We start from the raw sequence: 13463 nt of genomic DNA on the forward strand, positions 1-13463 counted from the left end.
ATAGTATCTTTTTTAAATAATATGTAAAATAATCAATACCCTATAAACCATGTTAGTTTTCTAGTTTATTCAATATGGATTACTTTTACAACTATAGATCGTTTTTCTTAAACCACTCACATATTTCTATTCCACTTGTCATCCATGCATTTTTTTCCAAACAATATGACAAGATTTTCTCGTACATTTCACACTCCATTGTTCCTTTAATTATTGAGGAATTGTGCCAAAGTAATGTAAATACGCCATGAAGATCCGCAACTGTATCAATTAATTCTTTAATTAACTTCAATGCACATTTAGGTGTAAGTCTCATATATGAATTAAACAGAGTGACATCCATTACAATTAATGGAATTTCCAAAATATTTACGTAATTCTTTGTATTCAAATTATATGGATAATACGGAAAACACATACCGCTTCTAAAACCTACACAATCAGCATATCCAAACGTAGTATCATATTTAAATCCAGCTTTAGCAAGAATCTCCCAGGTATCGGGAACCTTGAATTTGAGACAATGATTTCGATAACCAGCAACTTTTTTACCTAATACATTCTCTAATCGTTCTTTTTCGGATATTAGATTATCATATGTGTTCCACGCATTATGTCCTCCATGAAGCCCCACTTCACAACCTCTTTCATCAATCTCAAATAATAACTCTGAAATTTCATTAAGATCATAGTTATAACTCATCTCGTTAGGGGCCAATGCCAGAAAATAAAATGATGATTTGGCATCGAATTTTTCTTCAATGTCAAGTATGTCGGTAAGATTAAAATATGGTCGCTTTTTGTCGGCAAGCGATCTGATATTCTTAAGGGTCTCCAATATTTTCAGATTACAAGCTGATCTCATGCACGTAAGTCCGTTTGCTCTTAATGATACAAACAAAACATCAATATCATGAGTCAAACAGACTGCAAATGATTTTCCAGAGGGATATATTGGTATATTTTCTTCCTCTTTTGTGAGCATAGCAGATACTTTCGGTACAAAAACATCTCGATTACTGCTTTCATAATGTGGAAATCTGCCAAAATTGTCGGGATATTTGAAATGATATTCTTCTTTAGAGGTTGCAATATCCCAAAGTTCCGGAGTTAATTTTGAGAGATAGTCCGTTTTCATAATAATTAATTAGTGCATTAATGCATAAAATGTATGTCATTATAAGACCATTCGAAAATATATTATTCATATATTCATAGGCGCTCTCTCAGCCCACTCAGATTAACTAAAACTAAATTAGATATAGATCTAATCAATATCTATAAGAGAGTAATAAAATGACAGATTCCGGTAGCCCTTTTCAAGAGATTCTAGATATACCAATTATAAATGATAAGACTATTATTGAATTATTGGAATATGATAATTACTCTCACTGGTGGTCATTGGAATACAACATTCATACAAGTGTATTGAACCATTCAATACCCTCCAATACATACTCTCAGTCAATAATAACCAGAATATTCACCAAAATACGTAGCATAAAAATTATAGATATCTATTTATGTATGGCATATGATTTGATTAATTACATCATATTCCAGATAGAGAACAAATTATATAGGACTCAGTCAAACAAAGCTGAAAAAACTACATCCTCAATAATTTTTCCATTTGATCATTATGATTGGAGACTGGATAAAAAAAGTAATTCACGAAATCTTGAAAACATCTATAACAAGGAGATAATATCACAACTTCCTAACGATGTTAAAGTAATTACACCCTACGATGCGGATATTTTTTCATTTAAATCACATCATTCAGTATATCCAAAGATTATTTCTTCAAATTATAGATATGTATCATGTATTTATTGGGAATATTGGTCTTGGTCAACCTGGATTTCAGAAAAAAAATCGATTACACATTTTCAAGAGATATGGGATCAAATATCAGTAGCAGATAATTGGTTTTCAAAATGGAATCTTGCTTTTGGAATTAATACAATTGATTTCAAAGAATATTTCAAAACATTGGTGATTCATCTAATTCCAAAAGCAATTTCCTTTTTTGCAATGGCCGAAAGGGCAATTATGATTGAAAAACCAAGCGCAATTATACTAACTAATGAGTACTCTATGCATAGTCGTGGGTGGATATATGCTGCCAAAAAGCACAGTGTAAAGTCTATAGCGATACAACACGGGACTATTTCAAAAAATCACCAAAAATATTGCCTTAATCATAATCCACAAGATGTATCGGTCGCAGGTAAAAAAATTGGTACATCATATCCCATTCCCGATATAACATGCGTATGGGGTAAATCAGATTATGATGTACTGGTAAAGTATGCTGGATACCCCAAAGATCAAGTAATTATTACAGGAAATCCACGATATGATTACTTGAGCCAGGCCCACGAGAAATATTCCAGATCTGCTTTTTGTACAAAATACAATATTAATCCAAGTAATAGGATCATTCTTTGGACAACAGGTACACACGGTGAAAATTATGAGGATAATATAGCATATATTAACGAAGTAATATCTGCATGCAATGTCATCCCAAATGTCACTTTAATCATTAAGCAGCATCCTAACGAGCAACCAGAACATACCAAAATATATAGGGACGCAATGGAAAAAAATAAGGACAGATTCCAAATTATTCTGCCGGATAAAATGGAGGATACTACTGAAATGGTATTCTCATCAGACATCCTCATCATAAGAGCATCTACAGTTGGTCAAGAGGCAGTTGCATTTCATAAACCAATAATCATTTTAGACTTCTCTGAGAAAAAAGATCTTCTCGAATATGTTAAAGAAAATGTTGCTGTTCCTGCTTACTGCGAAGGGTCATTACGCAATGCATTAATTACCTGTCTTCAAAACAACCCCATAACAAGAGACAATCAAGATACTTATATTACCAATCACATGAATAGAATAGATGGACTTGCAGCAAAAAGAATAGCTAAAATAATTGAAGACAATATCCATAGACAATAAATAGTGAATAATATCCACAAATCAAATTGTCTCCAACACATAGATTATCTAATGTTATTATCAATCAAAAAATATTCTCAACAATTTTCCTAAAATCATCATCCCATGTAGCAAAATAACTACACAAATACTCCATCAATTCAAAATCCTCCTCACTGTCGATATCCAACACCGCCGTATCCCTCATCATTACCGCTGAACATCTTCCCTCAAACAGTTTATCTGAAGAAGACTCTTCAAGGAATCGACCATCATAAGCATATATTGATGCATTCATGTCATAAACAACAGGCGCCTGTTGCCTCGATGTATACCCGTAATTCATCACCAACTCATACTCGCCGGTTTCGGAAATCTCCTTGACCTGATTAAAGAAAGGACTGCGCCGTGAATTTGTAACCGAGAAAACTATGTCAAATTGGGGATTATTTCGTTTTTTCTCATAAACATTAACAATATCCTGAAGTCTTCTTATCGGAGACGTGATATCCAAATCAATCACAATGTCGTGATATATTCCATAATACTTATTGGAACGAATAAGGGCATCCCTTATAACCGCGATTTTACCAACCATGTCTCCGCTGAGTTCTTCTGACCTGTCGACACAAAATACATCAAAAGCCTTCTGGGATGTTATCAAACTCAGTAATTCTTTACTGTCCGAACTTGCACACACATGAATTGTATCCAATCCTTTGTTGTGTTTAATGAATAAATCAATTGCCGATAATGTGTAGTATACTAACGGCTTTCCGAGCATGTTTTTAAGGTTCTTGTTCTTGACACCTTTTGAGCCGGCTCTGCCGCATACCGTGAATAATATGTTCATTCTAAGTCACCAGATTCTCCCAATGCAATTTTTAATGTATCATACGCCGTTTTAATATCATTCAAATTATCTTTTTTCACACCGGTGCAGAGATCAATGAAATAATTCATCTCCAAAACATACGGATCATTGACTCTGTTTACAGGAATATCTTTTATTTCGGTTCCATTATCGAATGAAACTGTTTGACTGATAAAATCAGCTTTCATTGTTCCGCTTTCGGTAAATAATTCCAACTGACGCACCGACCGTCTTCCAAAATAATCAAGATGCAATTCAACGATTTTGTCAGTATATTCTGCAATATACACTGCAATATCATCACTGTTGATCTCTAATTCGGATTTTGTACCACACAGATAGAACAGCTTACGCGGTTTACCGAACAATAATTTCAGATAATCCCATTCATGAATCAGATCTAAACTGACACCCCCACCCATATCTTTTTTAGCACTGTAATTATCGCGATAATCAATATTTTTGCGCCATTTCGGAAGATATGAGGAGCAAATTGCCCTTGCGGAATATACTCTGTTCTTTTTTACAAATTCTTCGATAACAGGAAAAACCGCATTGTATCGCAAAGGTGCCGCAACATAATATACAGAATCCGGTTTTACAGAAATTGATTCAATGCCATTTTTTAAATCCATAAACAATGGTTTTTCCATGAAAATGTGTCTTGTTTTTGGAATGACATTCATTAATGTCTCATAGTGTTTATTCGTAGGATTTGTTATGAACACAATATCATAATCATTATCCATTGTTTCATAGGATGTAAATTGCTTACCGATTAGTTTTTCCACATCGTCGGGGAGTTCTCTATTGCTCGTGCGGAGAGCATGAATCTCATATGCAATGCCTCTTTCCGAGAGTATCTTTACAAGATTTCTCTGATGTCTTGTGCCTATTGAACCAAGTCCGATGAAACAGATCTTCATACCTTAAGTTCTCCCTTCAATTTTATCGATCAAATCAAGTGTCAATTTATCCTCATATAATGAATACAAAGGCGCACCTTTACCCGATAGCATATTGAAGAAACAATCTATTTCAGCAAGATAAGCGTCTTCGATTATATTTGACGCATATTTTTGATTATGCTCAAACGAATCATATAACGTAATACTTTCAAGTGACTTTGCATCAAAATCATATCTTTTCAAGCCGACAGGTGTCCCGTCCCAGAACAGATGCAGATTCTCCCCTACTATCTCCAATGCTGTTGTGGCTTTTCTTGATACAACATCAACAACCATTACGCCTCTGTTACCTGATTCATGGTCCAATGTCACTATAAATGAATCCGGATAATCAAGATCTAAATTGCTTATTTTCTTTCGGGACGTATATCCTATTGATACCGATTTACCGAAACAGTTCAGTATCCAAGGCAACTGAATTGCAAAGATCTCACGGCATCCGTTTGTTTCATTGTTCCCGACAAAGAAATTTTTGTAACTTTCCCAGGGGTGCCAATCCGGCAGATACTGACCGACATGATAGATGTATTGCAGAGGCTGTTTTTGTGAACTCACCAATTCGGTAATCTTTTGAATTTCTTTTCTATACAACAGCGTTGACGACATGAATATCCGAACATTGTTCTGACCTGCAATATCCGAGAGTTCATCATATCCGTTATTGATGAGGTTAAGCTCGGTAAACACATTGATTTTGTTCTCGAGCAACTCTTTAATTACTCCGTGATGTGTTGCCGGAGGGGTGCATACAAATGCCACATCAAATTCGGATGCATTCAATGCATTTGATATGGAGTCATAGCACTTTATTTGACTGTTCTTTGATACGTCTTCTCGGCGTTCCGCAGAAAATTCCACGCCGGAGAGAGAATATTCGGAATAGTTATTTTGTATAAGTCTGAGTCTTCTTTTACCCATGGATCCCAAACCGACAATTAAGACATTCACGTACTAACCTCCAGATCATAAAACTCTTTCTTCAAATCAATCCTCTCGTTATCCAGCCACTCGTGCAATATCGCAACAATCTTCTCAGATGCATGCCCGTCGCCGTAAGGATACTCCGACTTCGCAGCAATCATCGCAAATTCATCCGACATAGCCTTCTTAATGGCGCCGGCAATTTCGGATGCAACCGCATTGCAATTGATAATTGACTCCGCCTGTATCCTGCCCCTCTGACGAACGCCGATGTTCACGGTCGGGATCTTAAAATACGGCGCTTCCGCAATGCCGCTGGATGAATTCCCGATAACCGCGGATGCGTGCTTAAGTGCGCTCAGATACTTCAGATTTCCGAGAGATGATACTGCAAGGACGTTTGGATGATATTTTGCATAATCGTCAACCATCTCGTTGATGATAAGGCCCCCTTCGTCAGCATTGGATTTGGTGATTATGAATTTCATCTCCGGAAATGCGGATAATGCCTCTAAAAGCTGCTCGCATTGATATTTTACGTTGCCGTTCAGGGTTTCGGGATGATACGTTACCACAGCATACTTTGAATCGGAAACATCGAAACCAATCGCGGATGAAAGTTCTTCTCTCGATAGCAGTTTCATCTGCCGAATATTGTCGATTCCGATAGCGCCGACATTGTATACACGTTGCGGCTGCTCACCCAGTTGTATAACACGCCGGCGGTATGCCTCGCAGCTCGTGAAATGAAGGTAGGAGAGTTTCGTGATAGAATGTCTTATCGCTTCGTCAATCAGTCCTTCCGTAAGTTCGCCGCCATGCAAATGTGCAATTGGTATCTTTTGATTCATTGCCGAAAGGCAAACTGCCAGTGTTTCATAGCGATCTCCAAGTACAATCAAAAGATCAATATGTCGTCTTGAAAATAAATCAGCAAATCCTATTGTTGCAAGTGCCATTGTTTTGCTTATAGCAGAGGGGCTGTTTCCGTAAAGCTGTATGTCCACACGTTCGTCTATTTCGAAGCCGTCGTTAAGGATATCTCGGTAAGTATCTCCGAATTCCGGACAAAAATGGGTGCCTGTTGCGGCAATGATCAGTTCATATTTCCTGTCCGTTTTAATTTGCCGTGCCAGAGGCTTTAAAAGACCCCATTCCGCACGGGTTGCTGTAACAATACAAATAGTTTTTTTCATTGTATATCAACAATCACAGAATTTCTTTTATCAACATAAACGATTCGGCAGCACATTTTGAGCATGAAGATCCTCTATACACCGACAAACTTCTGATTGCTTCAATGCTTCTCGGAAACGGCGGCAGGGATATTTCACTTGAATATATTGAAGCAATCTCTATCTTTTTATCAATATAATTGCTGATATCCACATAATAATTTGGTTTGAATTCAAATTCGGGATTAGAATAATTTGTTTCCGAAATTATTTCCATACAGAGTATTTTTTGAATATAAGGTGCGCGGAATGATTTGGTGCATGCATATGCGGCATCAAACACAACCTTATGATCCGAGTGCGCATCATGCATATACGGAAGAATCACTATTTCCGGTCTGACCTCTTCAAAAACCTCTTTCATCTTTTGAATTATCTCTGATTTTGGATAGTTATCTAAAGATGCGGGTTTTAATTTTAAATCAAATAATTTCTTTATTCCGAGCGCAGATTTGACCTTTGCAATTTCACCAAGCCGTCTCTCAACAATTTCGTCATCAAATCCATACTCAGGCATCATGTTCGTGACATTCAGCCAAAAGACATTGTTCCCTTCATCAACGTACCTAAGGATCGTGCCGCCTGCACCCAATGTTTCATCATCTGGATGAGGGGATATAACAAGTATATTCATAAATAATCACCGCTTTGCAATTTTATAGGATCGGAACTCATTACGTGTACAATATTATCATACGCTTTGACATAATACTCCGTATCGGAAATAACATCCAGTACTTTTCCAGGTTCAATGTTGCTTAAATTATCTGCGGCTACTTCCTCAACTTTCCAAACTTTGTAATGCTTATCGCCATAGGAGAAATGTGCGCCCACATAAGGCTTCGTCAATGCTCTAACGAGATTGTATATTGCATAACTCGACATACGCCAGTCAATTTCTCCGTCTTTCATCCCTCTCTTTCTCCAACTGTTGCCAGCGTTCACATCCTGAGGTAATTGCGGACATGTGCCGTTTTCCAATTTGGTACTAAAATCAACAACCTGTTTCTTTGCTACTGACAGTATCTTATCATACAATGAATTGGCATCATCATCATAGGATATTTCTATCAATTCCTGGGAAATGATTGCTCCTCTGTCTGCATATTCATCCATTATAAAAAAAGACGATGCAGTTTGTTTAAGACCCAATACCAGTGCCCAGATTGTCGGATGTCTTCCCCTATTATTAGGCAATTCTGCCGGATGAAACCCGATAATACCTTTTTTTGGTATAGACAACAGTTCTCTTTTGATTAACTCTGACCACCCAAAGCAATAGATATAATCAGGATGCAATTTTCTCGCAAAATCCAGACTGTTTTGGTCATTCACATTATTCACGTAAATATATTCCAGATTTTTCCTGCGGCAAATATCTGATAGATTGACATAGTCTGAATTGAATGATGATTCGCTTTTTGTGATAACCCCAACTACGTCAAAACCACGGTTCAATAATTCTTCCAACAGTACTGCCGAAGATTTTACGCACCCGATAAATAGTATTCTCATAATTTGATCAACTCATCTTCCTGAAAATCCTTTGATGCTGTCTGTCCCAATACGGTGAACCATGCCATAGGAGAAATACCTGTACCGGGGCGTTTGACCGTGATATTTTCCTCTGAAAAAATCTCGCCTTTCTTTATATTACACTTGGCAACAATGCTCTTTCGGACAACATCCCGGTTAACCGCTTCCGATTCCGTGAGCCTCTTCTCGTAGCTGCCGAGCGCGTCCTCTATGTTTCTTATCGAAGTCACCATCTGTTTAAGCTCATCGGGTTCGAGACTTGCCTTGTGATCGGGACCTTCCATGTTTCTGTCTAGAGTGAAATGCTTCTCTATGACGACCGCACCCAATGCCGCCGCCGCTATCGGCACCTCTATACCTTTTGTGTGATCGGAGTACCCGACGGGCAATCCGAAAGAATCGCGGAGCGTTTTCATTGCGTTGAGGTTTACATCCACGTATGGTGTCGGGTATGCCGTATTACAGTGAAGCAGAGTGATATCTGTAGTTCCATATTTTCTTAGGATGTCGATTGCTTCTTTAATCTCCGGCAAAGTACTCATGCCGGTGGAAAGAATAACCCTGCGCTTTAATTTGGCAATTTTCATCAGATACGGCAGATTCGTGATCTCGCCGGACGGGATCTTGAAGATATCCATACCGAGTTCGGCGAGAAAATCAATACTGCCATGATCAAAAGGTGTTGACATGAACTCGAGACCCCCGGATTCCGCATATCTCTTCAAATCACTGAAATCATCGTAAGATAACTCAAGCTTTTTGATCATGGCAAGCTGACTCTCGTCATTTCCCGTAGTTTCTTTCTGATATTCGGCTTTATCTGCAAACCGCGAGACTAAATTTTCGGATACGAAGGTCTGGAATTTAACGGCGTCAACGCCGCATGCTTTTGCCGTATCAATCATTTTCTTTGCGATATCGACAGATCCGTTATGATTGACGCCGACCTCTGCAATGATGAAAGTATGACTCATAATACCTCCTTTACCCGACACGGAACGCCATACGCAACGCAATTTGACGGAATATCCGTTATGACAACACTGCCCATGCCGACAGTACTTTTCTCACCGATTTTGACGCATTGCTTAACACATGATCCCGTTCCTATATGGGTGTTCTCACCCACGGTAACAGCACCCGATAGGACAACACCGGGAGACAAATGGACAAAAGATCCGATTATGCAGTCATGATCGGCTATTGCACCCGTATTGATTATCGAGAATTTACCAATCCGTGATCCCGCATTGATTACCGCATTTTTCCCGACAAAAACACCCTCATCGATCTCTGCGGAATCCGCGATTACGGCGGAATCATCAATAACGGACGGAAACGAAAACCCGATCTTCTTCAAGGATTCGTAGATACCGTGCCTCTTCGGATTGCTTGATACGGATCCTACCGTAATGAATGCCTCGGAATAGCCCCCATCATGAAGTTTTACAAGATCATCATCGGTTCCGGCGATCAAAATACCGTCCACTCTCTTTCCTACATTTTCCGGATAGTCGACAATAACAATATCGGCGTATTTACTGCGGTCAATCGAAGATAATACCGATCTGCAGTGTCCCCCGCCGCCTACGAGAACAAGTTTGGGATACTTCCGTTCATTATGTTCAATATCCGCCATTGCCGCCGACCATTTTCTCTTTCATCTTCTCCATCTCATCAATCTGTCCCATATCCGACCACTGATTTTCGCTTATCGGGAAGACTCCCACGGGCTTTCCTTCATCCATGCATTTCTGCACGACATCGGTCATATGAATAAAAGTGCCTTTAGGAATCTCTGAAAGTACCTCGGATTCGACCACATAGTATCCGGTATTCACCAGATAAGATACCTCTGGCTTCTCGACCATACTCCCGATATGCCCCGATTCGTTCATGGATACGGTTCCGTAAGGTATGGTTATCTTCTTGACCGCGCAGACCATGGTTATCAGGTTGCCGGATTTCCTGTGATATTCATAGATCTTATCGTAATCCGCATCGACGAGGATATCGCAATTGGTCATAAAGAAAGTACCGTTAATCTTGCCGTCGAGGAGTTTCAGACCGCCGGCGGTTCCGAGAGGCGTGTTTTCCTCGGCAAAATCAATGTTATACGGTATCTCCGGATCCGAAAAATATGCCTTAATCAGTTCCTTTTGGTGATTGACGACAAGAGTAAAATGCGTGCAGCCGAATCTCTCGAAATGTTGCATTATGTGCATCGTAATCGGCACATCCCCTATCGGAATCAGAGGTTTAGGGAGGACTTTCGTATACGGATACAGGCGGGTTCCTTTGCCCCCCGCCATTATGACTACGGGAATATTCAGCTTTCGGTGAGGGAGGGAAGCGGTTTCGTCTGCGAATACGATTGACAGGATTTTTCCTTCGGCATCCAGAACGGGGATTGCTTTATAATTTATTTTTATAGCGGCAATAAGATCGGAATCAACAGTGTCGGTCTCGGTCAGATATTTGAAATTTTTATTCGCGATCTCCGTCACATTACGCGAGAGATCACCGCCGCCGATGATGTATCTACGGATATCTCCGTCAGTAATCACTGCCGTAATCTTTTTGTCACTGCAGACAAAGGCAATACCTTTGGCATTCGTATCTATTGCGGACATTGCATCCAGCACCGTCGCCTTCGGCGTGATCAAATATTTACCTATATCCGTCATTGTCATACCTTTGCAGTTTCATTGAATCTCATGATTGTTTCCGAGACCGTGTTCACGTCATCCGCCGTCAGATTCGTGCTGCACGGAATATTTACGACGCGCTCCCAAAAGTATTGGGCTTTTTCTATACGATATGCCCGCGAATTTTTGTAAGGCGGCAGATCGTGAATCAGATGCCATATCGGTCTGGACTGTATATTGTTATCTCCCAGATATTTTATCAGATCGTCGCGCCTGTCCGTAAGATAACTGTAGAACCAGCGGTTCGATCTGATATCGTCGCGGAAGGGGTACAGTTTAACTCCGTTTTTTACGTAATTATCATAATTTGTGTTCTTGATTGCGACAAACTCCTCAATGCGTTCTATTTGGGCAACGCCCACCGCCGCCTGAAGATTTGTCATGCGATAGTTGTATCCTATTTCGTTGTGCAGGAAGTATACGGCATCGTCTTTCGCCTGTGTCGATAGGTAACGTGCTTTATCAAGAATTTTTGCGTCCTGCGATATCAGCATACCGCCGCCGCCGGTGGTCACAATCTTGTTGCCGTTAAAAGACAGCGCGCCGATATCGCCGATTGTTCCTGCAAACTTCCCCGCATAAGCGCCTGTCTTGAAGTAACTTCCGAACGCTTCCGTTGCATCCTCTATTACCTTGAATCCGAAGCGCTTCTTAAGATCCATGAGTTTTTCCATGTTCGCGATGTTTCCGAAGACATGGACGACGATGACGGCAGATACGTGCCTGCCGTTAGCTTTGTCGACAAGTTTTCCCGCGCGCATTTCGCATTCTTCGAGGCAGAAACGCTCGAGTTTATCCATGTCCATGCAGAGCGTATCGTCGCAGTCCATGAATACGGGTTCGGCATTCACATATTTGACTGGGTTGACTGCCGCAACAAAGGTAAGGGTGGGGACAATCACTTCGTCGCCCGCATTCACTCCGCAGCAGATCAATGAAAGGTGAAGTGCCGCGGTTCCAGACTGACAGGCCACCGCATCCGGCGTATGGACATACTCTGCGACTGCTTTTTCCATCTGTGTGATGTAGGCGCCGCCGGTTGATACCCATTCCTGAGTTATGGCATCATCGACATATTTTTTCTCGTTCCCTTTTAGATTCGGGACGGATAGGGGTATGAATTTTTCCATAACTGCCTCAGAGATTGTAAATATCGGCTTTGTAAGCGCTTAAGTTGTCTTTTATCCAGTCAACTGTCTCGGAAAGACCTTTTTCAAGAGTATATTCGGGTTTCCATCCGGTAAGCCTTCTAATCTTCTCGTTGCAACCGAAGAGTCTGTTGACCTCGCTCTTCTCGGGTCTTATACGGTCTTCGTCGCAGACAATCTTTGCCTCGGGATTGATCTGATTTATCAGTTCATTTGCCAGATCGCCGATGGAGACCTCAAACTGCGATGCGATATTTATCTCCTGACCTATTGCCGCGTCGCATTTTGCAATACTCTCGAATCCCCGAACCGTATCTTTTACGAAGGTGTAATCTCTCGTCGGAGTCAGCGATCCGAGTTTGATTTCCTTATACCCCGAAAGAAGTTGCGTGATTATTGTCGGAATCACGGCACGTGCGGATTGACGCGGTCCGAAGGTGTTGAAAGGACGCACAATCGAAACGGGAAGATCGAAGGAGCGGTAAAAACTCTCGGCAAGCCTGTCCGCACCGATCTTCGTTGCCGAATACGGAGATTGACCCTGATATGGGTGTTTTTCATCGATGGGGACATATTGCGCGGTTCCGTAGACTTCCGATGTGGATGTGACGAGGACGCGGCTTGTGTGCAGATTGCGAGCCGCCTGAAGGACGTTTAGGGTTCCTTTGATATTGGTATCCACATAGGAATCTGGAGAATGATAGCTGAAAGGAATTGCGATTAGCGCCGCGAGGTGGTATACGGTGTCGACTCCTTTCATCGCTTCGCGAACTCCGTTAGGGTCGCGGATATCTCCGGCAAAAATCTCCAGTCTGTCTTTGATTTCTTTGGGGAGCGTATCTATCCAGCCCCATGAGTTAAAAGAGTTATAATATACGAAGGCACGGATTTTGTTGTCGGGATTTTGTGCAAGCAGTTCGGTCAGGTGGCTGCCTATGAATCCGTCCGCACCTGTTACAAGTATTGTCTCAGACATCTCTGTTATATAGTTTGTTAGGTGTGGGGTTAAAAAAGTATGTGATGGATTGATTATTCTCGCGGATAATTTTCGGGGAAATGCTCCTCGTATCCGTGAAAAATGTGTCCTGTTTAAACAGTATATCGTGGGAATT

Annotated in this window: 13 protein-coding genes; 1 reads left to right on the forward strand and 12 read right to left on the reverse strand. The window is 40.5% G+C overall.

All coding sequences use genetic code 11. The features are described from left to right. Nucleotides 1-91 precede the first annotated feature (91 nt). On the reverse strand, nucleotides 92-1138 hold the full coding sequence (locus tag T502_RS04350; protein ID WP_042705936.1) for a polysaccharide deacetylase family protein: 1047 nt from the start codon (nucleotides 1136-1138) through the stop codon (nucleotides 92-94). A 158-nt stretch (nucleotides 1139-1296) separates the two neighbouring features. On the opposite strand from T502_RS04350, the gene T502_RS04355 reads away from it, so the two are divergent. Continuing rightward, a complete protein-coding gene (locus T502_RS04355) occupies nucleotides 1297-2982 on the forward strand; it encodes a UDP-N-acetylglucosamine 2-epimerase (RefSeq protein ID WP_042705937.1) in 1686 nt (561 codons plus the stop codon). Nucleotides 2983-3046: 64 nt separating this feature from the next. Here the strand turns inward: T502_RS04355 and T502_RS04360 are convergent, their stop codons facing one another. Genes T502_RS04360 through T502_RS04410 form a run of 11 tightly spaced genes read right to left on the reverse strand, consistent with a single transcriptional unit; the run spans nucleotide 3047 to nucleotide 13327 of the window. Further along, nucleotides 3047-3814 carry an acylneuraminate cytidylyltransferase family protein gene (locus T502_RS04360; RefSeq protein WP_042705938.1) on the reverse strand — a complete coding sequence of 256 codons (768 nt, stop codon included), beginning with the start codon at nucleotides 3812-3814 and terminating at the stop codon, nucleotides 3047-3049. Continuing rightward, on the reverse strand, nucleotides 3811-4761 hold the full coding sequence (locus tag T502_RS04365) for a Gfo/Idh/MocA family protein (protein WP_042705940.1): 951 nt from the start codon (nucleotides 4759-4761) through the stop codon (nucleotides 3811-3813). Before T502_RS04365 ends, T502_RS04360 begins: the two co-directional genes overlap by 4 nt. Before the next feature lie 3 nt (nucleotides 4762-4764). Continuing rightward, nucleotides 4765-5721, reverse strand: a complete 957-nt coding sequence (locus tag T502_RS04370) for a Gfo/Idh/MocA family protein (RefSeq protein ID WP_211248144.1) — start codon at nucleotides 5719-5721, stop codon at nucleotides 4765-4767. Nucleotides 5722-5747: 26 nt separating this feature from the next. Continuing rightward, complete coding sequence (neuC, locus tag T502_RS04375; protein WP_042705942.1) at nucleotides 5748-6920, reverse strand: UDP-N-acetylglucosamine 2-epimerase; 1173 nt, start codon at nucleotides 6918-6920, stop codon at nucleotides 5748-5750. 13 nt (nucleotides 6921-6933) lie between these two features. Further along, nucleotides 6934-7593, reverse strand: coding sequence for a PIG-L deacetylase family protein (locus T502_RS04380; RefSeq protein WP_042705943.1), 660 nt, complete (start codon nucleotides 7591-7593; stop codon nucleotides 6934-6936). Next, nucleotides 7590-8429, reverse strand: coding sequence for a formyltransferase family protein (locus tag T502_RS04385; protein WP_245597759.1), 840 nt, complete (start codon nucleotides 8427-8429; stop codon nucleotides 7590-7592). The genes T502_RS04380 and T502_RS04385 overlap by 4 nt, the downstream gene beginning before the upstream one ends. 41 nt (nucleotides 8430-8470) lie before the next feature. Next, nucleotides 8471-9469, reverse strand: coding sequence for an N-acetylneuraminate synthase (neuB, locus tag T502_RS04390; RefSeq protein WP_042705945.1), 999 nt, complete (start codon nucleotides 9467-9469; stop codon nucleotides 8471-8473). Continuing rightward, nucleotides 9466-10134, reverse strand: a complete 669-nt coding sequence (locus T502_RS04395) for an acetyltransferase (protein WP_052359156.1) — start codon at nucleotides 10132-10134, stop codon at nucleotides 9466-9468. The genes neuB and T502_RS04395 overlap by 4 nt, the downstream gene beginning before the upstream one ends. Continuing rightward, entirely contained in the window at nucleotides 10121-11182 is a 1062-nt protein-coding gene (locus T502_RS04400) for a nucleotidyltransferase family protein (protein WP_211248145.1), read from the reverse strand. Before T502_RS04400 ends, T502_RS04395 begins: the two co-directional genes overlap by 14 nt. A gap of 2 nt (nucleotides 11183-11184) precedes the next feature. After that, entirely contained in the window at nucleotides 11185-12333 is a 1149-nt protein-coding gene (locus tag T502_RS04405; protein ID WP_042705947.1) for a LegC family aminotransferase, read from the reverse strand. Nucleotides 12334-12340: 7 nt separating this feature from the next. Further along, nucleotides 12341-13327, reverse strand: coding sequence for an NAD-dependent 4,6-dehydratase LegB (locus tag T502_RS04410; RefSeq protein ID WP_042705948.1), 987 nt, complete (start codon nucleotides 13325-13327; stop codon nucleotides 12341-12343). Nucleotides 13328-13463 lie beyond the last annotated feature (136 nt).

This window comes from Methanomicrobium mobile BP, assembly GCF_000711215.1.
Taxonomy (GTDB): domain Archaea; phylum Halobacteriota; class Methanomicrobia; order Methanomicrobiales; family Methanomicrobiaceae; genus Methanomicrobium; species Methanomicrobium mobile.

Bases quoted from the DNA above. Each gene is read 5' to 3' on its own strand.
- T502_RS04350 (WP_042705936.1), bottom strand. From the start codon at position 1,138: ATGAAAACGGACTATCTCTCAAAATTAACTCCGGAACTTTGGGATATT.
- T502_RS04355 (WP_042705937.1), top strand. From the start codon at position 1,297: ATGACAGATTCCGGTAGCCCTTTTCAAGAGATTCTAGATATACCAATT.
- T502_RS04360 (WP_042705938.1), bottom strand. From the start codon at position 3,814: ATGAACATATTATTCACGGTATGCGGCAGAGCCGGCTCAAAAGGTGTC.
- T502_RS04365 (WP_042705940.1), bottom strand. From the start codon at position 4,761: ATGAAGATCTGTTTCATCGGACTTGGTTCAATAGGCACAAGACATCAG.
- T502_RS04370 (WP_211248144.1), bottom strand. From the start codon at position 5,721: ATGGGTAAAAGAAGACTCAGACTTATACAAAATAACTATTCCGAATAT.
- neuC (WP_042705942.1), bottom strand. From the start codon at position 6,920: ATGAAAAAAACTATTTGTATTGTTACAGCAACCCGTGCGGAATGGGGT.
- T502_RS04380 (WP_042705943.1), bottom strand. From the start codon at position 7,593: ATGAATATACTTGTTATATCCCCTCATCCAGATGATGAAACATTGGGT.
- neuB (WP_042705945.1), bottom strand. From the start codon at position 9,469: ATGAGTCATACTTTCATCATTGCAGAGGTCGGCGTCAATCATAACGGA.
- T502_RS04395 (WP_052359156.1), bottom strand. From the start codon at position 10,134: ATGGCGGATATTGAACATAATGAACGGAAGTATCCCAAACTTGTTCTC.
- T502_RS04400 (WP_211248145.1), bottom strand. From the start codon at position 11,182: ATGACGGATATAGGTAAATATTTGATCACGCCGAAGGCGACGGTGCTG.
- T502_RS04405 (WP_042705947.1), bottom strand. From the start codon at position 12,333: ATGGAAAAATTCATACCCCTATCCGTCCCGAATCTAAAAGGGAACGAG.
- T502_RS04410 (WP_042705948.1), bottom strand. From the start codon at position 13,327: ATGTCTGAGACAATACTTGTAACAGGTGCGGACGGATTCATAGGCAGC.